The sequence below is a fragment of the Halobacillus sp. B23F22_5 genome, from assembly GCF_043497085.1.
GTDB lineage: Bacteria > Bacillota > Bacilli > Bacillales > Halobacillaceae > Thalassobacillus.
In genome coordinates this window covers 25365-49862 of the sequence record NZ_JBIEKI010000020.1, presented here as the reverse complement: position 1 = coordinate 49862, position 24498 = coordinate 25365, and the positions used below count along the sequence as shown (strand labels likewise).

Below are 24498 nucleotides of genomic sequence, written 5' to 3'. Positions count from 1 at the left end.
ACTGCTTCGAGGCCGTGTCATTTTCCAAGTGAACACATTAACGTTTTCGCTTAGACTTTTTTTGTTCTCTCTTTTCTCTACGACGTTCTTCTCTATAATCCATAAAAGAATCGAAGGAATGGTAAGGTGTTGGTTTCGTTTTTTTCTTTTTGCTTCTTTGCTCGACTGGAGATTTGACCGGGGCAACTTCTGGCCTTTCCTCCCCCAGCCATTCTTTCAAGTGCTTCCGCTCTTTCTCATATCCATTATCGGATATGTCCTTAGAAAGACTGTGGTCCGTATTTACCTCGTTCACTTCATCGCTCAAATCAGCCCGCTCATTTTGCTCTACCATGGTCTTTTCTTCAGTGGAAGTTGGAACTTCGTATGGCTGACCCTCAAATTTTTCAATTTCATCCCACACAGCAGCAATGTCATTCACAACCCTGTTCCAGGTATAATGTTTTTCCGCTAAGGAACGTCCGTATTTCCCCATCTCTCTGCTATTTTTCGGATTAGAAAGCAGATAGGATAAATGTTCGACGAACTCTCCTGTGTCTGTGGGATTTTCTACCACAATACCATTTTTATAAGGTTCGATTACTTCTGTATTTCCTCCCCGATTCGTGGTTACGATCGGCAGAGCAGCTGCCATTGCTTCATAATGGACACGAGCCAATGGTTCCTGCCATTGTGATGTACATACAAATACATCAGAAGCGACAAACCACTCATGTATTTTATCGGGAGAGACGAATCCTGTCTGGATGACCGGGATCGGGAGCCGTTCCGCCAGTGCCCGGACATAAGCGATATAGTCCGTGACCGAGTTGTCGCTGAACCATTTGCTTCCCATGATGACCAGGGCAATATCTTTATGCTTCTTGGCTAAATCGGGAATCGCACGGATCAGTACATCGATTCCTTTATTAGGAGATAATCTGCCTGCAAATAATATCACCTTTTTAGAAGTAAGGTTATTTTCTTTTCGTATTCTGTTTCTTAACTTCCCGGCTTCTGGTGAATAAGAAGGAAGGAAACGATCCAGGTCCACCCCGGAATATATCGTCTGCAGTTTAGGTGCTGCCTCAGGGAAGAAGCCTTTAATAGTGTCCCCAATATAATTGCTGATGGTAATGATTTTATCGACTTTTCTTACAGCAGCAGCTCCTTCTTCCGGATCGATTTTTTCTGGTTTGAACATATCATTATGCATGCTCAACACGATTTTCGAATCTGGAGCCAGTTCGCGCACGGCACTCACTAACCGCGGTCGGTTGAAAATATGAATCAGATCGTATTTTTCAGATGAGGATTGTAAAAATTGAATAACATGTTCACGATAAACCTCCAGTAAGCCACCTTCCACCCGCACATAACGAACACCATCCTGTATTTCGTCATCAGGAAGTTCCTCATCATTCCTTCCCAGCACAGTGATTTGATGCTTTTGCTTCAATGCGGGAAGCGCTCCGGCAATATACGTTTGAATGGCGCCGCCCCGGACAGGCGGTACGGGTAATTTTTCTGTACAAATGATTAAAATATTCATTTAATGAGAGTCCTCCTTTCTTTCTCCAGTTGGTCTAATACCGGCCATTTCTGTTTATCCAGTTCCACTAAAAATTGCAATTCCTGATCCAGTGCTTCTGTCATGAATGTCGTTGGAGAATAGACGATATATTTGATCGTTTTATAAAATTGATTGGGCAGAGATAAGTCGATCATCAACATATCAAATACTTCATCTGTGATCGGGTTGGCTTGATGATAAGCCCGGATCATTTCACGGATCCAGTCAATATCCCATCGTCCAATCGCATGCATACGATCGATGATCAATTTTCGCAAATCACGAATGACGATATCATAAGAAACGCCATCCAGGTCAATGACCCACATGCCATCATCAGCCAATTGAGCGTTCGACCAGCCATAGTCCTGGTGGACAAGGCATGCGTCTTCCGTGCCCCGGGCAAGGATATCCGGATAGCAGGAGTTCTCGAGCCGCGTCTGTGCCTCACGGGCTTGTTGCTGGAACATGTCTAGGACAGATAAGATGGTAGCGCTTGCCGGCATTTCCTTATAGACATTGGCAATATCCCTGAACCAGTCCATTTTCTTGTCAATTCGCTCATAGGTCCTTGGCCAACGGTGAAGCCGCGATACTGTTTCTGCATCTTCAGGGGGGATATAGCCTTTGGAGAGTTTATGAAATGTCCCTAAAGTTGAACAGAGCCTTTTCGTGCCCTCTAAATCGTCGGGAAGCGGCCGTAACGTTTCTACCCATTCTGCTACGAACCAAAGCTTCCCTCCCATTTCAACGTAATTTTCCCCGTTCTTTGTTTTGATGATCGCTGGAACTTTTGCCTGTTTTTCCTTAACCAGATATTCCTGGGCCCCTAAACTGAATTTGCTTTGCGTTGGCCTGCGGTGCAGGAGCTTCAGACTGAACGGGCCCTTATCGGTTTCTATTTTCCATATGGCGCCGCCTTTCAGAGGCTTCGTCGCCATTACTGTCATACTTTGAACCTGGCGGAAGTCATAATATTTCAATACTTGCTGTCCGATTTCCTCAATATACGCTGGAACATACAGAGAGCCTTGTGCATTCTCTTCCACATTTAATTCTGCTTTATCTTCCACCCATGGTCCGATTAATTGTGCTTTCATCATTTCACCTCCGTAATACTGCTATCTTATTCCCAGCTATAAAATAGGTATAGATACGTTACTTACTAACCATTGAAATAGGCCAAAAAATAGAGAAGGCGTACCTGTGTGGTATGCCTTCTTTCTATGGACCGGTTATTAGCCGTTTCCGAATACCGAAATTATCAATATAGTAATCGTACGACTTGAATAAACGAGGAGATAGCTTTATGAGAATTTCAGTTATTGGCCAAGGCTATGTCGGAACTACCATGGGGGTCGTGCTGGCCAACGCCGGACATAATGTCACCGGGCTGGATATTGATAAAAAAAAGATAGACGCATTAAGTAAAGGAGAACTATATTTTTACGAGCCAGGACTTGAAGAGATGTTACAACAACAGATCAAAAACCGACGCATCAGCTTTACCACGAATGCCAGAAAAGCTGTCGAAAATAGCGACACCCTTTTCATAGCCGTTGGTACACCCTCCCATGATAATGGCAATGCTGACTTGACCTATATTAAACAAGCAGCCCGCATGATCGGGAGTTTTATGAATAAAGAAAAATTAATCGTAGTGAAAAGTACGGTCCCTATTGGAACGACAGAAAAAGTGAAGCAATGGATAGCTTCGGAAAATCAAGGTGATTCAACTGGGAAAGTGGTCATGAATCCGGAATTTTTAAGAGAAGGCAGTGCGCTGCAGGATGCGCTCTATCCAGACCGTATTGTCATAGGAAGTCATTGTGAGGAGGCGGCGGAAACGCTCCGTAAAATCTATCAGAGTTGGAGTTGTCCCATGTTAACTACGACACCAAAGGCAGCAGAAATGATCAAATATGCCTCCAATGCTTTCTTAGCTACTAAAATATCATTCATTAATGAAATGGCGAAATTGTGCGATACCTTAGGCGTTGATATTCACGATGTATCAAAAGGAATAGGATTGGATGAGCGGATTGGGCCCCACTTTTTAGAAGCTGGTTTAGGGTATGGCGGGTCATGTTTTCCTAAAGACGTCAAGGAACTGTTGTGGACAGCCGATGCCAATCACAATCCCCTCAGAATATTAAAGGAAGTCGAGTCGATCAATCATGCGCAGCCCCGCTATCTGTTAGATAAATTGAAAAACAGTTTAACAACACTGAAAGGAAAGCGAGTAGCTGTACTTGGTCTCGCATTTAAGCCTCACACAGACGACACGCGGGAATCTGTCGCTTTTCCCATTATCCGTCAATTGCTCGATGAAGAGGCGGGAGTAGCTGTTCATGATCCGGTGGTCCACCTTTCTAAAGACTGGCTGGATAAATGTGTGAAGCAATACGGAGATCCTTATCGGACTGTTGCTGGAACTGATGCTGTTGTAATTTGTACAAACTGGCCACAATACGCTGAACTTGATTGGGCAAAAATACGGGAGATCGTACGTCAGCCTTTGATTTTTGACGGCAGAAATATGTTAAAAGCTGAACAAATACAATCATTGAATTTTCATTATGAAGGGATTGGCTACCCTTAATGATTTTCGGAAAGGAGTAACGATGAAAGGTTTAATACTGACTGCAGGAAATGGAACGAGATTAAGGCCATTATCTTATACCAAACCAAAACCGTTATTACCCGTGTGCAATCGACCGGTAATAAGCTACGGGATAGAGCAACTCTATCATCTCGGTATACGGGATATCGGCTTAGTCATACAGCCGGACCAGGAGGACTTTTTTAAGGAGAGTTTGCAGCCATTCACCAAGCAGGACCTTCGCTTTCATTATATCTATCAACAGGAACAAAAAGGAATTGCTCATGCCGTTGCTCAAGCTGAGGAATTTCTCGATTCGGACTCATTCGTTTTATTGTTAGGTGATAATCTGATCAATGATCCACTGACTTTGCTGCAGGAATCATTCATGCAATCATCCGCACAAGGTACGGTGATGGTTGCAGAAGTAAGTACCCCGCAAGACTACGGGATAGCTGAAATACAAAATCAAAAAATCATAAATGTGGAAGAAAAGCCGGCAGAACCCAAATCAAATCTGGCTATTATTGGGGCTTATATTTTTTCCAGCGAAATCTTCAAAGCCATTCATGCCATTCCCCCGTCTGCAAGAGGAGAATATGAAATTACGGATGCGATCCAATGGATGATCGATCACGGTAACGATATCCATTTTATAAAAGCGAAAAAACCGACATTTGATGTCGGAACCGTCGATCGTTGGCTTGAAGCCAACCAATGGATGCTGAAGCAATATGCCGATAGCAAGAAGGATTATTCTTATATTTCTACAAATTCTATCATTATCCCTCCAGTAGAAATAGGGCAAAACTGTGAAATCATTGATTCCGTCATTGGCCCCTATGTCTCCGTTGAAGCGGATACCACTATAAAAAAATGCATGATAAAAAACAGTATCATCCTGCGGGGATCCTGTTTGGAAAATATACCGTATGAAATTACCAGCAGTATCTTTGGTGAACGGACAGAACTGGTTGGAAACGACAAGATGACAGATACCATCCGTGGTGTGTTTGGAGACGAATCCAAATTGACTCTGTCAAGTGAGCTTAAGGATAAAGATAAATCGAATTAACCCACTAACCACCCCTGGATCGTAACACCTCCAGGGGATTACCATCATGGCGGGGAATGAGGAGGTGAGAGAATGATAGTAGTTACTGGAGCAGCAGGGTTCATCGGTTTTCATTTAACAAAACGACTGCTCAGCATGGGACACAAGGTCATCGGCATTGATAACCTCAATGACTATTACAGTGTGAAGCTAAAAAAAGACCGATTACAGTTATTAGCGGACGATCATTTCTATTTTGAAGAAATCGACCGGGCAGACAAAGAAAAAATTAATGCTGTTTTCGTAAAATATGAACCATCGATTGTCATCGACCTTGCCGCTCAGGCCGGCGTCAGATATAGCCTGGAGAATCCCCATGCTTATATTAACTCGAATGTCGTCGGTTTCATCAATATACTGGAAGCATGCAGGCACCACCAAATCGATCATCTGATCTATGCGTCCTCCAGTTCGGTTTACGGTGCAAACAGGAAAATGCCCTTTTCAGTAGAAGATCCTGTCGACCATCCTGTCAGCTTATATGCAGCTACCAAAAAAGCGAATGAACTGATGGCCCACACTTACAGCCATCTTTATGGGCTGCCTACCACGGGACTTCGTTTCTTCACAGTCTATGGACCGTGGGGGCGTCCTGATATGGCCTTGTTCCGATTCACAAAAGCGATCTTAGAAGGAAAACCGATCGAAGTATATAATCATGGTAATATGCAAAGGGACTTCACCTATATTGATGATGTCGTCGAAGGCATCATCCGTCTGCTTGATAAAAAACCAACCCCGTCCCCAGATTTAATAGGAACTTCCTTACAACCCGGTATAAGTCATGCACCATATAAAATCTACAACATCGGCAACAATAAACCAGTCAAGCTCACCGATTTCATTTCAGCTATTGAGGATAAACTTGGCATCCAAGCAAATAAGAAGCTGATGCCCCTGCAAAAGGGAGATGTGCCTGCCACTTACGCAGATGTCGATGACCTGATCAAAGATACCGGTTATCAACCGGACACTTCAGTGGAAGAAGGTGTCGGCAAGTTCATCGATTGGTATAAAGATTATTACGAGATCTCATAACCTCCTTAACCGTAAAGGAGGTTTCTTGTCGTTGATACTGGTTAATCACCTGTAGTTACGTTCGTTACTCCTTGATATATGTACCAGAAAAAAACAGGCTGGCGATGCTTTCCTGCCAGCCTGATTACCTTATCAATGTTTGTAAGTAACTTTATAATGCTTCGCAAGCTCCGCTTTGTCTACATCTGTTAGAATATTTTCAGCCATTGGGAACAGGACATTTTCTTCTTTATGGAAGTGAGATATCAAAATGCTGCATCCTTCAATGACCCGATTGTACAACTTTTCCGCCTCTTTAATAGTGACGGTTTCATCAAGGTCGAATGTTCCTTTTAAATAAGCATCGAAATTCTCTTTCGCCATTTCATGTTCATATTCCATCACAACGATCGGTCCTGTTTCTTTTCCGATATAGTTACCGAGCATTGGAAACAGGAATCCTTCCTCTTTTTCTGAATGTGGGAGAAGCTCTTCCATGAATAAAACTACTTCTTCCCGAAGCCTCAATAAATTAGAGTGAGCATCCCCAACTGCCTTCAGCTGCTCGGCCAGGTCTTCCAATTCATCCATCATGCCAAGCAGGATGGGATGTTCATCTTTCAAATGCTGTAACGGCGCACTAAGTTCAGTTCCGCTTTCTACTTGTATACCTGCACATTCATGACTCATATCGGCCACTCCTTTTTCTATGACTCTATGCCTATCCTACCGGAATTTAAGCAAGGTGTATGTGATACGCATCACTAATATGATAAATTCATGATTTTCCCAAGACCTTCTCGGCAATTCAGTCGAGATTTACAGTCACAGCTATGAACTCACCTACTCATCAGGTGCATATTGACATAATAAAAAAGCTCCGAATTGGAGCTCCCTTTTTTCATTCGTATGAAGTTTCTTTTTAAAAAACTATTCTATGGCCAAAGCCATTTTTAAAAACTCAAGCAGCATGGCGGACTGTTCCTTCAGTCGGACGTCCTTTTCGGGAAGGATAGCGTGATCAAGCGCCAACCCGTCAATATAGGTGATGATTGCCCGGGCCAGGATTTCACTGTCATATTTGTCGCTGAATTCTCCGCTTTCCTGTCCTGCTTTGATGACATCCGCATAGACTTTCAGCCCATTTTGATAGCGCTCCTGGCCATACTTACGGCGACGCTCATCATTTCTACCGGTAATGAAAAATTCCAGGTTGCTTGGGGCCATCGGATCCATCTTGTCATCTGGTTCCCGATCCTCTCCAAATACCCGCAGCAGCAGCAAATCCCAGTAAGAGGATATTTCACCTGTAAGCAAATCCTCCGTTTCGTCTGTAATTTGAGATAATCTTTCTTTTAAAATCGTCTCATACAAATCTTCTTTATTGGAGAAATACTGATACAACCCTCCCCTGCTGACTTCCGCTTCTTCCATGACATGCTTCATCGTCGTCCGTTCGTAGCCATGTTTGATGAAAACTCTTTTTGCAGCTTCAAGAATATTAGCTCGTCGTTGCTCTAGGTGTTCCTTGCTCACTTTCGGCGACATTTAAATTCCCCCGTTCTATGTTCCCTTTAAAGATCAGTCCGACAAATGAAACCGCGACTAATAGTGAAGCGGTGATGATAAATGTCGGGATGACTCCGATGACTGTGGACAGCCACCCGCCAAGTAACGGACCGATGATGGTGGACGTGGTTGTGACACTATTGATGACGCCAAACACTCTGCCCGTCATGTGAACCGGAGTGTCGACCTGGACAGTCGCCTGGAATGGCACGAACACCAGGCTTGCTGCGAAACCTGCCATCAACCCCAATACCGGAGCCCATACGACCGAAAATCCTGTATCCAGGTAAGTGAATACAGCCATCATACCAAAGCTTATTCCAATCCCGCAAACACCGGCCATCATCAAAGGGAAGGCTTGATAATCAGTATTTTTCGCCAGCAGCATCCCGGCAAAAAACATACCGAGCCCAGACGCCGTGACAATATAGCCAAACAGATCAGGGGAAGCAGTGGTCAGCTCACGGAGCAGCACAATGATTTGGGAATCAGATAATTGGAGAATTAACAGGCTGAAACCTAAGAAAAACATCCCCACCAGCATATACGTGTTCGACTTGATGAAAGTAATCCCCACTTTAAATTCTTCTTTGAAAGAAGGTTTCATCTTGTCATCATCATCTTCCTCTATAACTACAACAACTGCTTTTGGCAGCATCATAATCAGTGCGGCTGAAACAAGGAAGGTTCCGGAGTCGATGAAAAATACGATCTTTGCCCCGAAGGCGGTGACTAACACACCGCTTAACAACGGCCCAATCACCTTCGTCATAGAATCAATCATCGATGTGATCGACATCGCACTTTTCATATCTTCCTGTTCGACCAGCTCTTTCAACTTACCGTTCTTAGCTGGGATGAACACAGCCGAAAACACACCAATCGTAAACAAGCTTGCATAGACGATCCAGATGGTGTCAGCTGCCGCAAGCACAAGAATCAGACCGGCACGTACCAGGTCGGATGCAATCATCAATGTTTTCCTGCTTAACCTGTCGGCCACCGTCCCTGCTAAAGGTCCAAGCAGCGCCATCGGTATGGCCAGACACAGTATGATCAGGGATACCTGCATCGGGGAGGCATTCCATTTCAACCCTACCATCGTAATTACCGCAACGATACTAAGCCAGTCACCAATACTCGAAATCGCCTGTGCTGCCATCAACGTAAGATACCCTCTGTTTTTCAGCAATCCATTTTTCACTCTCATCCCAGCCCCTCTTTAAAACGACATCAGTGTCGGTTAAGTTAATTTTATTATATCGACACTAGTGTCGTTTTGCAACTGTTTTTTCGAAAAAAATTACCATCCCCTATTTAGAGGGGATAATGAGGGTATAAAGGGCGGGACGATCCTTCTCTAGAAATGTCTCTCATAAGGGGGAAGTAGCGCATATAAGCTCATTTTTTCTCACAAAAAACGCATGACTTAAGCCATGCGCTTCCATTTATTATTCTGTTCCCCACTTCCTCTGCAGTTGTTTGAGTTCCGCTTCATGTGTCGGAGTCTCTTTCGGTGTTTCTAAAATGAACGGAATGTCAGCCACCAGGGGTGTTGTAATCAGTTGGTCGAACTGTTCCGCTGTTATGTAACCATCTTCTCCTAAAATATTAGCATGACGGTCTTTTCCTGAGCCGGTATCATATTTGGAATTATTGAAATGAATGACTTCCAGATAGTTGAAATAATCAAGCTCCAGTCCTTTATTTAATACTTCATTCCAGTTGTCGCCGTTCCAAAGTCCGCTGGCAAACGCATGACAGGTATCGAGGCAGAACCCGATTTTTTCTGGCTGGTCACAAAGAGTCCGGACCTGGACGAGCTCCTCCAAGGTTGTCCCCATGGAACCCGGCTTTCCGGCGTTATTTTCGAGCAATATTTTACATCCTCCGTCCCATTGGGAAAGAACGTCATTGAGGACAGCAATCATTAACTGGTAACTGACGAGCGGGTCGCCATCATCGCTACGCTTTCCGAAATGGACAACAACCCCGACCGACCCGCAGGCATCTGTGATTTCGAGATCATTCAGCAAGGACTCCACCACCTGCTTGCGCTTTTCATCATTTGCAGGAGTCAGGCTGGTTGGATAAGGGGTGTGGGATACAGAGACAATTCCTTTTTCTATACAAAATTCTCTGCAGACTCTGGCATCTTCCTGGTTGAATGCTTTGACGGAAAGACTGCGTGGGTTTTTCGGGAAATACTGAAAAGCAGCCGCACTCATTGCCGCTGCCTGCTTTGCCGCTCCCAAATAACCTTCCCGGATGGAAACATGGCTGCCGAACTTCATCATCTATCACCCTTCGACGAAACGCATTTTCCTATTATGGTACCCTAAAGAGCAGCAGACATGTGATTTGAAACTTGCCTGACCAATTTTCACAGTGCACGACAATAAAAAACACCCATAAGAAAAATGGGTGCTTCATATAGTCAGAGGATTAGTTAGAACTCATGGTGGTCTAGTAAATAAGGGTTTTTGTCTAGTAATCTGCCATTACTGACTCCGCAAAGTCCCAGTAAAAGCCCCTATATTATACTTTTCAGCCACCTATCTATTCTGAAGCTTTCCGCTCTGGACGCTGCTGTTCTAAAACGCTTTTCAGTTGTTCTTTATACTTGGCCTCAACAAGAATGTAAAGGAAATCCCCGGCTTTGATTTCTGTTTCCCCATAGGGGGTAATTACCTGGTTGTCACGGATGATTGCACTAATATTTGCCCGGTTTGGAAACTCGACGTCACGAAGCTTTTGCCCAACTACCGCTGATTGGGGACTCACCTGGTACTGGATCATTTCTGCAGAAGCTTTCCCCATGGAAATCAGCTCGATGGAATGGTGCGGCACATCTTTTTTCGGACCGACCAGGTGCAGCTTCTTCGCTACGAGGGAAATGGTCGAACCCTGCACCAGCGCAGAAGTCAATACGATGAAGAACACGATATTGAACATCACCTGACTGTTTTCAACACCGTTAACGATCGGAAATGTGGCGAGCACGATAGGAACTGCCCCGCGAAGTCCTGCCCAGGAAATAAATAATTTTTCTTTTACGGTATAACCCATTTTTATAAGCGACAAAAACACAGCAATAGGCCGGGCGACCAGAATCAGTAAGGCAGATAACAATAAACCGTTAAGCATGATTGCTGAAGTAAATACCTGTCCTGGGAAAACAAGCAGCCCCAAAATAATGAACATGAGAATCTGGGCCATCCAGGCGAATCCTTCATTGAATTGAAAAATGGAATAACGGTAAGTGAGTTCGCTATTGCCAACTACAAGCGCGGCGACATACACCGCCAGGAAGCCGCTCCCCCCAAGGAATGCCGTCACACTGTAGGTAACGAGAGCAAATGCGACGGAAAAAATCGGATAAAGGGCGCTCGAATCAAGCTTGATCCAGTTAATGGAAAATGAAGCCAGTTTTCCTAGAATAATTCCAAACAGCAGCCCCGTCCCCATTTGGATAAAGAACTTCGGAACCATCATCCAAACCGAGAGGTCTTGAACGGTTAGCATTTCAATCAGAGATAAAGTAAGAAATACAGCCATGGGATCGTTGGTTCCTGATTCTGCTTCGAGCGTCGCTCCCATTTTTGCTTTGATATTCCTTTCCTTCAAGGCAGCAAAGACGGCAGCGGCATCAGTCGAACCGACAATTGCACCAAGCAGCATGCCCTCAAGGATAGTCAAATTGAAAATCAGGTAGGCAGAAAATCCGATGATGAGCGATGTAAGCAGCACACCAAGGGTTGCCAGGGATAGTGATGGCACTGCGACAGAGCGGACAGTCGCCCACTTCGTGTGCAGACCACCTTCAAACAAAATGATGACCAGGGCAAATACACCGATGATCTGCGCCGTGCTGGCATCGTCAAAATAGATGATTCCTAAGCCGTCACTTCCAAAAAGCATCCCGACCATAATAAATAAGATCAATGAAGGAATACCCCAGCGGCTGGAAAATTTAGCTACGAGTACACCACTGAATAAGAGTAATGCTGTAAGAAGTAAAAATGCATCAGTACCGAATGCGTCAAAAAACATATAGGGTAAGATTCTCCTTTAGTGAATATAGATTGCGAGGTTTATAGAGGGTTATGTAAAGTGTTTCACACTTTAAGAATACCGAAAAAAATGCTTCAAATCAAAGTATCTGCATCAGTTCTGTAGCCCTCTTTCCCCTTCATTTTCACTATTTTCAAATTGTTAACGTTTTCTATTTTGTGGAATCGTCTTTATAATTGAAAAAGAACGAATTAAAGGAGTGTTACCAGATGGACTACTTTTCCGTTTCTTCCATGGTAGAATCATTCAAGGAATTATTTCCAAAAGAAGCCTCAATTGCTGTTTCTGACTCACAGCAATTCATCTATTATAAACCAAGCAAACACATTGACCTGAAAATCAAGCCCGGAGATAAAATCAATGAAAATACCGTCACATTCAAAGCGCTGAGCGTCCGGAAAAAGACATCCGACCACATCAACGGCAAGGTTTTTGGAACGCCCTACTTCGGTACCTCGGTCCCGATTATCGATTCGGGTAATCCAAAGGGCTGTGTCACCGCCATCTTACCTTCGAAGCAATTGAAGTTTCTGTCCAAGTTCCTGACTCTTCATATGGAGGATCGCTGGATGCCGGTTCCATATGAGGAAATCATGTTTTTAGAAGCCCACAACCGGAAAACGTGGGTTCAATCGGAACGCGGCACAGGTACTCATAAATTTACATTGAGCGAAGTGGAATTCCATTTGCCTGAGGAGATTTTCCTTCGCTGCCACCGTTCTTATATCATTAATGTTAATTATATTGCTGAAATTCAGCCGGATTCTCATTCCACTTTTCTATTGATTATGAAAGATGGCACCAAAGTTCCGGTGAGCCAGACCTATGCTAGCCAATTCCGGCGGATACTTTCGTTCTGATTTTTTCTTAGTTATGTCATGAATTTTCTATTTCAGTACAAATTTAAGCCCTTTCATACCAAAACCCAAGAGACAAGCGCGATAAGACGTTAGAATTATAAGAAAATTACATCATGGAGGTTTTGGTATGACACAAACTTATGAACTACGATTACGAGATAAACGACTGGAAGATCGCATCGTTTCTGAGGAAACAGCCGCTTCCTGGATTGAGAACGGGATGACACTTGGCTTGAGTGGTTTCACCCGTGCCGGTGATGCCAAGGCGGTTCCATCTGCATTGGTTGAAAAAGCGAAAGAAGAACATTTAAAAGTGAACGTATATACCGGGGCTTCCCTCGGATCCGATATTGACCGCCTGATGGCGGAGGCTGGGATTGTACACAAACGCCTGCCGTTCCAGGCTGACAAAACAATGCGAAACGAAATCAATCAGGGAGACATGCTGTTTGTCGACCAGCATTTGTCCCACACCGCAGAAGCGATTCGTCAGGATGTATTAAATCCAATTGATTACGCTATTGTGGAAGCGGTATCAATTACAGAAGAAGGGATGATCATCCCATCCACTTCTGTCGGTAACTCTTCCATTTTTGCGGAGAAAGCAGAAAATGTCATTGTTGAATTGAACCTGGCTCAGTCCGATGCATTTGAGGGCTTGCATGACATTTATGAATTAGGAGCGCAAGGCAAACGCCAGCCGATTCCATTGACGGAAGTCGACGACCGTATTGGCACCATCGGCATCCAGGTTGATATAGAGAAAATTAAGGGGATCGTCATCACCAATCAGCCGGACTCCCCATCTACAATTGTGCCCCCGGATGAAGAGACAGCAACCATGGCAAACCACCTGATTGACTTTTTACGAAAAGAAGTAGAAATCGGTCGGCTTCCAGAGAATCTGGCCCCATTGCAATCCGGAATCGGCTCAGTTGCCAATGCCGTGTTCCATGGTCTGCTCGATTCTGAATTCACAGACCTGGAAGTCTATTCCGAGGTATTACAGGATGCAGTGTTCGACTTGCTTGATGCCGGAAAAATCAAGTTCGCATCCGGCTGCTCGATTACCCTTTCTGAATCCAAACTCGAAGAAGTTTACGGTAATATCGATCGCTATCGTGATCTGCTGCTATTGCGTCCACAGGAAATCTCCAATCACCCGGAAATCATCCGCAGGTTAGGTCTGATTTCGATCAATACGCCGCTTGAAGTCGATATTTATGGCAACATCAACTCTACGCATGTGCTGGGCACCAAGATGATGAATGGCATTGGCGGATCCGGTGACTTCACGCGGAATTCACGGCTTGCTATTTTTGTCACGAAATCAATTGCAAAAAATGGCGACATTTCAAGCGTCGTACCATTCGTTTCTCATGTCGATCATACCGAACACGATGTCGATGTCATTGTGACCGAGCAAGGTTACGCGGACCTGCGTGGCCTGGCACCGAAGGAACGCGTGCCAGTGATCATCGAAAACTGCGCGCACCCTATGTACCGTGATCAGCTATATGCTTATTATGAAGAAGCATGGGAAAAAGGCGGCCAGACGCCGCATGTGCTGGAAAAAGCATTTGAATGGCATACCCGCTTCAAGGAAACCGGCACTATGAAAGCAGCCGCTCTGCAACATTCCTAATGATAAACTCTACACCCCAGGTCCTCCAGATATTGGATGTCCCGGGGTGCTGCTTTTAGCTTTAAGCTTTATTGCATGGTGCCTCCTGCCAGCTCATAGCGGGCGTGAAATTCTTGTAAAAATTGATTGGTTATTTCTGCATCATGAATGAACAGCATGTTTTCGTCATTGACATTATTGCCATTGTTGCTCCAGTTCGTCGACCCGACAATCACGGTAGGATCACTATCCGTCTTCGCATCCACCAACATAGTTTTACTATGAAGCTTACGAGCTTCTTCATCTTGATAGACAGGAGCCGGATTAGCCCAGCGTGTATTCGGGTTATTCGTACTTTCCTGGGAAGCAGTACGACCTGTCATATCAACACTTGCCGACCACCACTGATTCCAGAAGCTTGTGTCAAATACTCCTTTTATATCAAAACCGGTCAACGAACCTTGCATATCGTTATACGACCCTTCCCATTTATATTTCAACTCGTTGACTAGCGCCTGATCGCTCCATGCAAATATGGAAAAATACGTATTAAGATCAGCGTCATTTTTCACAAACTCCGTCATTCTTCCGACCGCGTCATCACCTGCTGAAAAATAGATTTCAACAGGAACACCATTGATGTTCACTTGATGCACTGTATTATCGACTTTCCGGGAACTGAAATTGGAAGTCACTTTATCGGGAGTCATCCCTGTACTTCCCCACATTTCATTGAATTCCGTTTCATAGATTCCAGCAAGCTCTGGCCAGTTGATTTCGACTACATGCTGCTGGTTGCCGTCCAAAATTCCTGCGTCCATATTGGCTTCTGAACCATATAGTCCGGTCACCGTAAAGTTCCAGCTTCCTGTGAATACCCAACGATCATCCACCAGTGCAAATTTATTATGCATCTGGTTTCCTGGTGAATAGTAAGCATTGCTGTCCTTCTCTTCCGCTTCCACAAACAGGCGTCCGGTTTGTGTACTATTGCCGATTTCGACTGTCACTTCCGGAATATCGCTTGCATCAGAAGGCAATCCCTTCTCTGTCCTTGCTGCGCTATCTTCCACTGCCATCATAGGAGAATCAGAAAATACATGGATATCATCAGCTGTCCCGATGGTATCATCCTTGCCGCGAACCATTTTTTCTACATACAACCGCATCGTTTTATACCGTTCTGTATAATGGGGATCCGAAGCATCTTTGGCATCCGCGATGACTCGGACATCCACCCCTTCTGCTGCTTTTGCAATCAACGTATCGACAATCCGAGGAAGATTGATTTCATAAGTTGCAAAGTCGATGCTTGTCGTTGCACTATTCAGCCTTTCGATCAATTGCTCTTCCAAATTGACATTATCATTCGCTTCATTTCCAGCACTGGCATATTGATTGTCCGCACATTTGTTGAAGAATACGTTAATTGCGCCTTCTGCTTCTGATACATTGGATAAATTCTCTTTCTTATCTGTACAACCGGATGTTTCTTCACTGGAATTAGCTGCTTTTGGTGTACCAATTCCTTCCGTATAATCAGTGGTGGCATCTGCCCAGTTATTTGCATCCGTTCCACTTTCGGCCGGATCATCCCGCTCCATCGTAGCTTTCGTATCATTATCGCCGGCATGCCAGGCATCCACTTCATCGATAATATTGCCTGTTTCATCACGAAGCTCCAAAGCTTCCCCTGTATTAGATAGACTGCCAGAATAAATCAAGTCCGCAGCTACTCCGGAAACAGTTGAATCATCTGTTCTTTCTATTATGTAATAGCTATTGGCAGGAATGGTACCTGATAGATTGATAGCAGGTGTGCCATCCTGGGCGTCCAGACTCCATCCGGTAAGGTCAATGTCCTGGCTGGTCGGATTATAAAGCTCCATCCATTCATCATTATAACTTGCAGTTGTCCCCATCCATGCCACTTCATTAATAACTACATCTCCTGTAACAGCTGCATGAGCCTGTTGGTTTCCTTCCGACAAAGGTCCGTAAAAAGATAAAACCATCGCAATCAGAATTGTAATCGGAAAAGCTCTTCTCATGTCTTCCACTCCTTTTATCATTTATGGCCATTCTACCTTTTTAGTGTAAAGGACAAAGGAGCATGTTTGTTATAGAATTGTAAAATTAAATCTCATGGGCTATATCTGCCGTCTCAATGGCGTTTTTTCACAAAAAACAAGTCCTCCCTCCCTGCATCTAATGATGCAGAAAAGAAGGACTTTCGTTCGGGCGTTAGTATATCAGATTTTATGAGCCTTCTTAAAGAGTACGTCAGATTTCCAGAAAGGAATAATAGTAGAAGTGATGGGTCTAGCTAGCCTCAGTCCTAACCCAAAAAGCTCCTCCCTTTCTAGTTGAAAAGGAGGAGCTTTTTTATTTATTTTACTTCAACTGTCCAACCCGGGGTATCTTCCAGTTTGCCAGTTTGGATGCCAGTAATCGTATCATATAGTTTTTGCGAAAGCTCGCCGATTTCGTGGTTGTTGATCACCATTTCCTTGCCAAGCCAGTTCAACTCACCAACCGGGGAGATGACAGCGGCGGTACCAGTTCCGAACGCTTCTTCCAGTACACCTTCTTCGTAATATTGGTAGAGCTCTTCAATAGAAATTCTTCGTTCCGTGACAGGAATCTCCCACTTTTCCAACAGTTCGATAACTGACATTCTCGTAATCCCCTGCAGGATACTTCCGCTCAATGCAGGGGTCACGACTTCTCCGTTGATTTTAAAGAAAATGTTCATACTGCCGACTTCCTCGATATACCGCTTTTCGACGCCATCGAGCCAAAGTACATCGGCTTTTCCTTCCTGATAGGCCTGCTTTTGTGCCTGGTAGGCAGCGGAATAGTTTCCGGCTGTCTTCGCCATACCTGTTCCGCCTTTAACGGCACGCGTGAACTTATCTTCAACGCGGATTTTTACAGGGGTCAAACCGCCTGAAAAATAGGATCCGACCGGGGATAAAATGATCATCAGTTTATATGTTTTTGATGGAGCAACCGATAGATTCGGCTCCGTACCGATAATGAACGGGCGAATATATAAAGAAGTGCCCGGGGTGTCCGGCACCCAGTCTTTTTCCAGGCTGATCAGTTCTTCCAGGTACCCCATTACTTCTTCTTCATCGATTGGGGGGATGCTCAGTCGGTCGCTGGATCGATTCAACCGTTCCAGGTTCTTTTCCGGACGGAACAAAAGCACGCGGTCTCCAGAACGATAGGCCTTTAACCCTTCAAAAACTGTCTGCCCATAATGGAAAATCATTGCAGCAGGATCGAGCGTCAACGGCTCGTATGGTACGATGCGCGGCTCATACCAGCCTCTCTCTTCATGGTAATCCATAACAAACATGTGATCGGTGAAGGTCCGGCCAAATGGAATCTGGTCCGTATTCGGCTTTTGCTGCTTAGTTTTACTCTCTACGATAGTAAGCTTGTTATTCTTCATGTTCATGACTCCTTATGCGATTAGATTAGTTTAGTAAGTAATTTGGGTAAAAAAGTACCCCCAGCCAGGTGGAGGTTTGAGATTATTATCCATTGTACGCCTAATCGATAATAATTTAAAGCTTTACTGGGATAAAAGATGAAAAAATTCTGAATCAAGCAAAAATATACGCAAGGTATTGAGCCAGTTTAATGCCCACCGGGATAGACACCCACGTGATGATCAGTGATAAAATGAACAGGTATAACGAATTTTTAAAAACATCCATACAACCAACAAGGCTCCTATTCCCCAAATAAAAAGAATTGCAAAAAATTCTGGAGCGACAAACGTTTGATCGGTATAATTTTCTCCTATTCCACCAGAAGCGAAAAAGGTAGAAATCAAGATAACTACGATGCCGGTGAGGATCGCATTGATAATGGCGACCGTTTTTCTTACTATCATTTGACTAACCTCCCGTACGGTGCATAAATAAAAATAGTGATACAATGAATGAAATTGTTTAATAGAAAGCAAGGTGTTTTTTATGTATGAGCAAAAAAGAATAGCCGATTATGGCGTGAAAATCGGACGATTGAATACTGGATCGCTCAATGCAATTACAGATGTCGCTGGCGTTACAGTAGGCCACGTGACATTGAGCGATCAAGCTATACAGACAGGGGTGACCGCCATACTCCCCCACCAGGGCAACATCTTCAAAGAAAAATTGATCGCTGCAAGCCACGTCATCAACGGGTTTGGAAAAACGATTGGAACCATCCAGATCAATGAGCTCGGGACGCTTGAAACGCCAATTGTATTGACCAACACAGCAAGTGTCGGTATAGCTGCGGATGCGTTAATTGCAGATACGATGAAACAGAACCCGGAAATCGGTCGAACGACCGGCACGGTCAATCCAGCCATCGGCGAATGCAACGATATGTTTTTGAATGATATCCATGCCCAGGCTGTTCAGAAAGAACATGTCTTAGAAGCACTTAAGCATACTGCTGCTGAATTTGAAGAAGGAGCTGTCGGTGCCGGCCGGGGAATGCTTTGTTATTCACTGAAAGGCGGCATTGGTTCGGCATCGCGACTGATGGAGTATGATCATGGGGTATATACGATGGGGGTGCTTGTTTTAACGAACTTCGGAATGCTGAGCGACCTGCGTGTGAATGGAAAACCCGTCGGCCAGGAGTTGAAGCAGGCTCTCCTCGATTCCTGGGAACAAAAAGACAAAGGATCGGTGATGGTAATTGTCGCGACGGATCTCCCGGTATCAGAACGGCAGCTCAACCGGATACTCAAACGGTCGGTCACCGGGCTGTCCCGGACAGGAGCGATCATCGGCCATGGCAGTGGTGATATCGTACTTGGTTTTTCCACAGCTACAAAAATACCGCACGATAAACCTGCTCAGCCGCTTACCATATCTACGATTCACGAAGAGGATATCGACACAGCTTTCCGTGCAATTGGAGAAGCGACAGAAGAAGCGGTATTGAATTCTTTAGTGACCGCAGAACACGTGACAGGACGTGACGGTAATGAACGACCTGCTTTTAAAGATTTGCTTGAAAAATTCAAGGTTGAGTTAACATAATTTTCTTATGGAAACTTAGGTTCTCGGAGGTGCAATCTTTAATGAAAGCCGTCGCCCTCATGATTATGATTGCTTCCTCCGAAATCATGGCCGCTCATCTGTTTCGCGCTCTTATCATAAGCCTCATCTTTTACGGTATACTTATCCTTTTTCAGTTCATCCCCGTAAAACCGGTTCGTGTCCCACCCGAATTTTTCGCGGATCAACATAATAACTATTGGCGAGGCTAACAAGGCTAATAATCCTAAAAACAACCACATAATCATTCACCTTCCCATTCGTTGGTTTTTGAAGCGGTGATCTCCTTTGCCAGTACCTCGATGAACCATTGATTCTTTTCCAAAATCAAGTGACTGACGATCATGGCCAGGAAAAAAGCGATAGTTGAAGCTTCCGCATATAAGGCCTGGTTGACAATATAGAATAATAACACCGATAAAGTGAACAGGCTGATGGTGTAAATTAATCCTTTTACCATTGGTACTACCCCCTTTTTGCCAAAAAGGCACGTTCTGTTAGGAACGTGCCTCTTTTCAACCATGGTTATTCTTGATTCGCTGCTTTAGAACTGCGAAGGCCCATGTTTCCGGCAAGCCAAGTTTGCACCATCAGGAACAATCCTCCGACAGACCAGTACAATGGCAGTGCGGCTGGCATATTAAAGGAAATCACCAGAATCATTACCGGTGAAATCAACCCCATCCAGCGCATCAACGGATTATTATTCGCTGGATCAACCGGCATCATTTTTTGCTGCACTTTGAACTGGAAATAATAAATAGCACCGGCAATCAATGCCAAAGGAATATCCGGTCCGCCCAGACTGAACCAGAGAAAAGAATGCGATGCAATTTCCTCAGAGCTTTGAATCGCATAATAAAACCCCATCAGAACCGGCATTTGAATCAGGAGTGGCAGACAGCCTATGGCCATGGGATTGACGCCATGTTTCTTATAAAGCTCCATCATTTCCTGCTGCAGTTTCAGCTGTTCTTCCCGTTTATCTGTTTCCTTTATTTTCTCCTGGATGATTTTCATCTCCGGCTGCATCACGCTCATTTTCTCTTTCATATGCTGCTGGTTTTTATATTGATTCAACGTAAAAGGCATAAGCACCAATCGAATCAGAATCGTAATCAATACAATGGCGATGCCAAAACTGCCGTCAAACAGAACTGCTGTGTTTTCAATCAAAAAAGTGAATGGATCAACGAAAGTATTCCTGAGGAAAGCCCTTCCGGCTTCCCCGCTTCCTGAACATCCACTTAACACCATCATCAATAAGCTTCCTAATAACACCAAACGTTTCACGCTACTCCTCCTCACAAATTTTAAAATCTATGGTATGAGAAGGATAGGATGGTCGTCCTGATCGCCATCAGGAGCTTCTTTTCGTTTGACACACTTTGTGATGATAACCACTTGTGTATCTTTTAGTAAGTCAGGACAGAACAAGTCCCCCTTGGCGATCGGCCGTTCAAAGCCGGTGTCTGTTTCAAAGGCTAACCCTTTTAAGTAAGAGCCTTCAAAATAATGGCTAAAAACATGGAAGGAGATCGGCAGCAGTGCAGCCATAACCAAGGCATAGATATGCAAATTTAACGGGAGATCAAATAAGATTTCAAACACGCTGCTTCCTCCTTCCTTGTTAGACGCTTACTAGTATGTACGGGCGAACAGCCATAGAGGTTTCAACTTTTTTCCTCCCTCCTGGCTATCGTACTACATGTATGTTTTTAACGACATGACAGAGATTTTCATGCGCCTCCTTGTATTTATTGCTGCTGCTTTTTATACCAGACAAGTGCCCGACGCTCTCTATCTTTGATGAATGGGTCTTTACCGTCCATATACGCTTCGATATCGTTTGGGAATTTTCTCGCCAGCTCTGTTTTTAATTGGCCATATGCTTTCGCTTCCTCAGGATGGACCCGCAGGTAATCCCGAAAGGCCAGGTGCCGTTCAATATCCGGACTTCCTTCCTGAAAGACATGGACATGATGCGTCCGATCGTCTCCCCCTTTTCTAAAATAACGACGTCCGGGAATCCCAAGCTCCCCTTTCGCCTCATAGCCAATCGCTTCCATCGCTTCGTTAAACTGATCCACCTGCTCAATCTTTTTTACGACCGGCATGATATCAATCACCGGTTTTGCCGAAAGACCTGCTACAGATGTACTTCCAATATGATGGATATACATGAGCATGCTTCCCATTATATCCTGCAGGCTCTCCGCTTCCTTCTTAAATTCCTCCGGCCAGCGCTTATTATAGTCGACAACTTCTACTTTTCTCACTTTCCATCCCCCTAGAATTCTGTTATTTGTTCCAGTTATCAAATACTCCAAAATGATCCCAGATTCCTTCCAGAACGTCGAGCCGCTCATGAATGTCCACTTGCTTTTCTTTCCCGACAAATGTAATTAATGCATTAATCAGGCTGAGCGGAGCCACAAATGAGTCGATCAGACTCGGCATCTGGCTGGAGGCAGCCAGCGGGATATCCGCATGAGGGACAAGCGGCGATAATAAATTATCGGTGATCGCAATGGTGGCAGCCTTCTTTTCCCTGGCATAGCTGAACATTTGAATCGTACTTTTCGTATACCTGGAAAAACTGATGCCGATGACAACGTCCTCTTCTTCCAGGTCGGACAATTTTTCAGCAGAGGCTTCCACCGACTGGAGCAATTCCGAATTTTTCAGGATAATGTTCAGGTAATAGTGCAAAAACACCCCGAGCGAGGTGGCACTGCGATTGGCGATGATGTAAACTTTTCTGGCCCGTACCAGAGAATCCACCGCCTGATGGAATGCTTGTTCATCCATTTTCTCCATCGTCGCCTGGATGTTCGAGATATCATCCTGGAAAACTTCATAGACGCCGGAAGATTTTTTATCATACACTTCTTCTGACATCTTCAGCCGCTCCGTAGTGGTCAGCTGCTTCTGCACGGAACTTTGCATGAATTGCTGCATCTCCGCATAACCGGAATAGCCAAGTGTGGTCGCAAACCGGACGACGGTAGCGTCGCCGACTCCCGCCATTTTCGCCAATTTACCGACGGTCAAAAACGGAGCCGTTGTCTGGTTCTCTAAAATATATGTAGCAATCCGGACGTGTGACTTGCTCATCCCACTCATTTTTCCGGCGATTTGTTGATAGACATTTTCCATCATTCCAGCACTCCTTCCTTCGTTCAGATTAATTTTATCTTATGGGAACTGCAAGCTAAAAGGGCGAACCAATGGATGTATTGATTCGCCCCTGACTGCTTAGTTATTCAAAACGCGTCGAATCGCTTCGTCATGCGCATCGACGGTACGCTGGATATCTTCTTCGGTGTGTACCGTCGACATTGAATAGCGGTTCATCGGTTTTGTATAGATGCCAAGCTTCAGTAATTCATAATCGATTTCTTTTCTTAAATCGGCATCGTGCTGATCCATGTCTCGGTAATTGTAAATTGGCGTATCTGTCAAAATGATATTAAAGATGCTTCCTGTTCCGACTGTCTGCATAGTCAGCCCATGTTTTTGATAAACCGCCTCTAATTTATTGCGCAGATCCTGCGTTTTATTAAATAATTCATCCATCGTTCCTTGCTGTTCCAACACTTCAATAGTCGCCAATCCGGCGGCAAGTACGGTTGGATGGCCGTTGTATGTGCCGCTATGGAAAACGGATTGTTTTTTGTTCGTATTGTCTGCCCCCGCTGTCAAAATATCTCGGCTGTCGTCGACTGCTGTCGTCATCATGAATTCCCGCTTTCCTCCAATGGCACCGACCGGAAATCCGCCGCCAAGCACTTTTCCTAGCGCCGTCAGGTCCGGCTCGATCCCGTACACTTCCTGCGCGCCGCCTAATCCAAGGCGGAAGCCGGTTTTCACTTCATCAAAAATTAATACGATACCCAGCTCTTCTGTGATTTTCCGGATACCGTCCATGAATTCCTGTGTGGCCGGGATGAATCCTCCCTGAACAGGCTCTAAAATCAAGCCGGAAATTTCATTCGCATGTTCACGCAAAATCCGCTCGGAGTTCTCCAAATCGTTGAATGGCAGCATGATTGTATTTTCTACATAATATTCTGGTATCCCGCTGGATTCCGGTACTGCCTTTGGAGCTTCTTCCTCCCCGGCCTGCCCAAGGTCCGGATTGACACTCAGGAGCACTTGATCATATCCACCATGATAGTGACCTTCGAACTTAGCCAGTTTCGTTTTTCCGGTATAGGCCATCGCCGTCCGGATCGCCAGCAGGGTTGCTTCCAGACCGGAATTGGTGTAGCGCACCATATCGATGCTCGGATACAAGTCGATCAATTTTTCCGCCATGGTGATCTCCAGTTTATGCGGTGTACCGAAAATCGTGGTTCCATCGGTTTGCATCTGGTTCATGACCGCCTGGTAAACATGCTCATGTCCATGTCCATGGATGAGCGCTCCGTAGGAAAGCAGATAGTCGATGTACGCATTACCATCGACATCATATAGCTTACTACCTTTCGCTTTTTCCATGACCAGCGGGTGAGGTGCGATGTGCTTGATGTGTGCTGTGACTCCTCCCGGGATGACTTCTCCCGCTTTTTCGAAAAGTTCAGCAGATTTCCTGGTGTTCTCCGATATCATTGATTTACTATCCGTAGTAATTTTCAACATCTCCCTTATGGAATATTCATTTCATTTTTAACTATAATATGAAATATAATATTCACAGTCAATGATTATGTAGTTACGTTTGTGTTACATCAACAAAATGTAATGGACTTTTGCCTAATTGGTTGGATTGCTACCCTTGTGCTCTATTTTTTACATAAAAAACCCCCTGGACGGTCAGCCAAGGGGTCGAGGGTGCACTATTGTCTAGTAAATGCTTTTTTATTCTAGTAAATATTGTGTTTGTCTATAAAATTTCTGATTCTGTCTAGTAAAACTTCAATAGTGTCTAGTAAAGTTATGAATGTGTCTAGTAAAGTTATGAATGTGTCTAGTAAACCGTATGAAATGTCTACTAAAAAGTAGTATTGTC

23 protein-coding genes are annotated in these 24498 nt (G+C 44.5%); 6 read left to right on the top strand and 17 right to left on the bottom strand.

What is annotated here, in order from left to right:
• Positions 1-37: 37 nt before the first annotated feature.
• Together ACGTN9_RS18610 and ACGTN9_RS18605 are read right to left on the bottom strand one after the other, a co-directional pair.
• Complete coding sequence (locus ACGTN9_RS18610; RefSeq protein WP_499595729.1) at positions 38-1531, bottom strand: glycosyltransferase family 4 protein; 1494 nt, start codon at positions 1529-1531, stop codon at positions 38-40.
• Positions 1528-2652: a CotS family spore coat protein gene (locus ACGTN9_RS18605; RefSeq protein ID WP_499595726.1), complete on the bottom strand. Its 1125-nt coding sequence runs from the start codon at positions 2650-2652 to the stop codon at positions 1528-1530. The genes ACGTN9_RS18610 and ACGTN9_RS18605 overlap by 4 nt, the downstream gene beginning before the upstream one ends.
• Before the next feature lie 209 nt (positions 2653-2861).
• Here ACGTN9_RS18605 and ACGTN9_RS18600 point away from each other — a divergent pair, with 209 nt between their 5' ends.
• From ACGTN9_RS18600 to ACGTN9_RS18590, 3 genes are all read left to right on the top strand, one after another.
• Positions 2862-4154 (top strand): UDP-glucose dehydrogenase family protein, encoded by a 1293-nt coding sequence (locus tag ACGTN9_RS18600; protein WP_499595723.1) that lies wholly within the window; start codon positions 2862-2864, stop codon positions 4152-4154.
• 22 nt (positions 4155-4176) lie between these two features.
• The gene (locus ACGTN9_RS18595; protein ID WP_499595720.1) at positions 4177-5229 is read left to right on the top strand and encodes a glucose-1-phosphate thymidylyltransferase; all 1053 of its coding nucleotides are present in this window, start codon (positions 4177-4179) and stop codon (positions 5227-5229) included.
• 72 nt (positions 5230-5301) lie between these two features.
• Positions 5302-6306, top strand: coding sequence for an NAD-dependent epimerase (locus ACGTN9_RS18590; protein ID WP_499595717.1), 1005 nt, complete (start codon positions 5302-5304; stop codon positions 6304-6306).
• Positions 6307-6438: 132 nt separating this feature from the next.
• Here ACGTN9_RS18590 and ACGTN9_RS18585 read toward each other — a convergent pair whose 3' ends face one another.
• The 5 genes from ACGTN9_RS18585 to ACGTN9_RS18565 all read right to left on the bottom strand — a co-directional run bounded on the left by ACGTN9_RS18585 (position 6439) and on the right by ACGTN9_RS18565 (position 11907).
• Positions 6439-6975, bottom strand: a complete 537-nt coding sequence (locus ACGTN9_RS18585; RefSeq protein WP_499595713.1) for a hemerythrin domain-containing protein — start codon at positions 6973-6975, stop codon at positions 6439-6441.
• 240 nt (positions 6976-7215) lie between these two features.
• On the bottom strand, positions 7216-7833 hold the full coding sequence (locus ACGTN9_RS18580; RefSeq protein ID WP_499595711.1) for a TetR/AcrR family transcriptional regulator: 618 nt from the start codon (positions 7831-7833) through the stop codon (positions 7216-7218).
• Entirely contained in the window at positions 7787-9064 is a 1278-nt protein-coding gene (locus ACGTN9_RS18575) for an MFS transporter (protein ID WP_499595708.1), read from the bottom strand. Before ACGTN9_RS18575 ends, ACGTN9_RS18580 begins: the two co-directional genes overlap by 47 nt.
• 241 nt (positions 9065-9305) lie before the next feature.
• Positions 9306-10148, bottom strand: coding sequence for a deoxyribonuclease IV (locus tag ACGTN9_RS18570; protein ID WP_499595705.1), 843 nt, complete (start codon positions 10146-10148; stop codon positions 9306-9308).
• Between the two features lie 265 nt (positions 10149-10413).
• Positions 10414-11907, bottom strand: a complete 1494-nt coding sequence (locus ACGTN9_RS18565; protein WP_499595703.1) for a potassium/proton antiporter — start codon at positions 11905-11907, stop codon at positions 10414-10416.
• 230 nt (positions 11908-12137) lie between these two features.
• On the opposite strand from ACGTN9_RS18565, the gene ACGTN9_RS18560 reads away from it, so the two are divergent.
• Positions 12138-12788: a LytTR family DNA-binding domain-containing protein gene (locus tag ACGTN9_RS18560; protein WP_499595699.1), complete on the top strand. Its 651-nt coding sequence runs from the start codon at positions 12138-12140 to the stop codon at positions 12786-12788.
• A gap of 127 nt (positions 12789-12915) precedes the next feature.
• On the top strand, positions 12916-14433 hold the full coding sequence (gene scpC, locus ACGTN9_RS18555) for a succinyl-CoA:acetate CoA-transferase ScpC (protein ID WP_499595696.1): 1518 nt from the start codon (positions 12916-12918) through the stop codon (positions 14431-14433).
• Between the two features lie 68 nt (positions 14434-14501).
• Here the strand turns inward: scpC and ACGTN9_RS18550 are convergent, their stop codons facing one another.
• The 3 genes from ACGTN9_RS18550 to ACGTN9_RS18540 form a co-directional block, all read right to left on the bottom strand.
• Entirely contained in the window at positions 14502-16463 is a 1962-nt protein-coding gene (locus ACGTN9_RS18550) for a phospholipase D-like domain-containing protein (protein WP_499595693.1), read from the bottom strand.
• Between the two features lie 338 nt (positions 16464-16801).
• Complete coding sequence (locus ACGTN9_RS18545; RefSeq protein WP_499595690.1) at positions 16802-17872, bottom strand: branched-chain amino acid aminotransferase; 1071 nt, start codon at positions 17870-17872, stop codon at positions 16802-16804.
• 222 nt (positions 17873-18094) lie between these two features.
• On the bottom strand, positions 18095-18319 hold the full coding sequence (locus ACGTN9_RS18540; RefSeq protein WP_499595688.1) for a hypothetical protein: 225 nt from the start codon (positions 18317-18319) through the stop codon (positions 18095-18097).
• A gap of 82 nt (positions 18320-18401) precedes the next feature.
• Between ACGTN9_RS18540 and ACGTN9_RS18535 the strand changes: the two genes are divergently transcribed.
• A complete protein-coding gene (locus ACGTN9_RS18535; RefSeq protein WP_499595685.1) occupies positions 18402-19466 on the top strand; it encodes a DmpA family aminopeptidase in 1065 nt (354 codons plus the stop codon).
• A gap of 38 nt (positions 19467-19504) precedes the next feature.
• Here ACGTN9_RS18535 and ACGTN9_RS18530 read toward each other — a convergent pair whose 3' ends face one another.
• The 7 genes from ACGTN9_RS18530 to ACGTN9_RS18500 form a co-directional block, all read right to left on the bottom strand.
• Complete coding sequence (locus tag ACGTN9_RS18530) at positions 19505-19726, bottom strand: hypothetical protein (RefSeq protein WP_499595682.1); 222 nt, start codon at positions 19724-19726, stop codon at positions 19505-19507.
• A gap of 2 nt (positions 19727-19728) precedes the next feature.
• Positions 19729-19944: a short-chain dehydrogenase gene (locus tag ACGTN9_RS18525; protein WP_499595679.1), complete on the bottom strand. Its 216-nt coding sequence runs from the start codon at positions 19942-19944 to the stop codon at positions 19729-19731.
• 65 nt (positions 19945-20009) lie between these two features.
• Entirely contained in the window at positions 20010-20777 is a 768-nt protein-coding gene (gene yidC / locus ACGTN9_RS18520) for a membrane protein insertase YidC (RefSeq protein WP_499595676.1), read from the bottom strand.
• A 27-nt stretch (positions 20778-20804) separates the two neighbouring features.
• Positions 20805-21095 carry a hypothetical protein gene (locus ACGTN9_RS18515; protein WP_499595674.1) on the bottom strand — a complete coding sequence of 97 codons (291 nt, stop codon included), beginning with the start codon at positions 21093-21095 and terminating at the stop codon, positions 20805-20807.
• A gap of 146 nt (positions 21096-21241) precedes the next feature.
• A complete protein-coding gene (locus ACGTN9_RS18510) occupies positions 21242-21763 on the bottom strand; it encodes a GrpB family protein (RefSeq protein ID WP_499595671.1) in 522 nt (173 codons plus the stop codon).
• Positions 21764-21785: 22 nt separating this feature from the next.
• Positions 21786-22646, bottom strand: a complete 861-nt coding sequence (locus ACGTN9_RS18505) for a MurR/RpiR family transcriptional regulator (protein ID WP_499595669.1) — start codon at positions 22644-22646, stop codon at positions 21786-21788.
• Between the two features lie 96 nt (positions 22647-22742).
• On the bottom strand, positions 22743-24098 hold the full coding sequence (locus ACGTN9_RS18500; protein WP_499595775.1) for an aspartate aminotransferase family protein: 1356 nt from the start codon (positions 24096-24098) through the stop codon (positions 22743-22745).
• Between the last annotated feature and the right edge of the window lie 400 nt (positions 24099-24498).

Bases quoted from the DNA above. Each gene is read 5' to 3' on its own strand.
- ACGTN9_RS18610 (WP_499595729.1), bottom strand. From the start codon at position 1,531: ATGAATATTTTAATCATTTGTACAGAAAAATTACCCGTACCGCCTGTC.
- ACGTN9_RS18605 (WP_499595726.1), bottom strand. From the start codon at position 2,652: ATGAAAGCACAATTAATCGGACCATGGGTGGAAGATAAAGCAGAATTA.
- ACGTN9_RS18600 (WP_499595723.1), top strand. From the start codon at position 2,862: ATGAGAATTTCAGTTATTGGCCAAGGCTATGTCGGAACTACCATGGGG.
- ACGTN9_RS18595 (WP_499595720.1), top strand. From the start codon at position 4,177: ATGAAAGGTTTAATACTGACTGCAGGAAATGGAACGAGATTAAGGCCA.
- ACGTN9_RS18590 (WP_499595717.1), top strand. From the start codon at position 5,302: ATGATAGTAGTTACTGGAGCAGCAGGGTTCATCGGTTTTCATTTAACA.
- ACGTN9_RS18585 (WP_499595713.1), bottom strand. From the start codon at position 6,975: ATGAGTCATGAATGTGCAGGTATACAAGTAGAAAGCGGAACTGAACTT.
- ACGTN9_RS18580 (WP_499595711.1), bottom strand. From the start codon at position 7,833: ATGTCGCCGAAAGTGAGCAAGGAACACCTAGAGCAACGACGAGCTAAT.
- ACGTN9_RS18575 (WP_499595708.1), bottom strand. From the start codon at position 9,064: ATGAGAGTGAAAAATGGATTGCTGAAAAACAGAGGGTATCTTACGTTG.
- ACGTN9_RS18570 (WP_499595705.1), bottom strand. From the start codon at position 10,148: ATGAAGTTCGGCAGCCATGTTTCCATCCGGGAAGGTTATTTGGGAGCG.
- ACGTN9_RS18565 (WP_499595703.1), bottom strand. From the start codon at position 11,907: ATGTTTTTTGACGCATTCGGTACTGATGCATTTTTACTTCTTACAGCA.
- ACGTN9_RS18560 (WP_499595699.1), top strand. From the start codon at position 12,138: ATGGACTACTTTTCCGTTTCTTCCATGGTAGAATCATTCAAGGAATTA.
- scpC (WP_499595696.1), top strand. From the start codon at position 12,916: ATGACACAAACTTATGAACTACGATTACGAGATAAACGACTGGAAGAT.
- ACGTN9_RS18550 (WP_499595693.1), bottom strand. From the start codon at position 16,463: ATGAGAAGAGCTTTTCCGATTACAATTCTGATTGCGATGGTTTTATCT.
- ACGTN9_RS18545 (WP_499595690.1), bottom strand. From the start codon at position 17,872: ATGAAGAATAACAAGCTTACTATCGTAGAGAGTAAAACTAAGCAGCAA.
- ACGTN9_RS18540 (WP_499595688.1), bottom strand. From the start codon at position 18,319: ATGATAGTAAGAAAAACGGTCGCCATTATCAATGCGATCCTCACCGGC.
- ACGTN9_RS18535 (WP_499595685.1), top strand. From the start codon at position 18,402: ATGTATGAGCAAAAAAGAATAGCCGATTATGGCGTGAAAATCGGACGA.
- ACGTN9_RS18530 (WP_499595682.1), bottom strand. From the start codon at position 19,726: ATGTGGTTGTTTTTAGGATTATTAGCCTTGTTAGCCTCGCCAATAGTT.
- ACGTN9_RS18525 (WP_499595679.1), bottom strand. From the start codon at position 19,944: ATGGTAAAAGGATTAATTTACACCATCAGCCTGTTCACTTTATCGGTG.
- ACGTN9_RS18505 (WP_499595669.1), bottom strand. From the start codon at position 22,646: ATGATGGAAAATGTCTATCAACAAATCGCCGGAAAAATGAGTGGGATG.
- ACGTN9_RS18500 (WP_499595775.1), bottom strand. From the start codon at position 24,098: ATGATATCGGAGAACACCAGGAAATCTGCTGAACTTTTCGAAAAAGCG.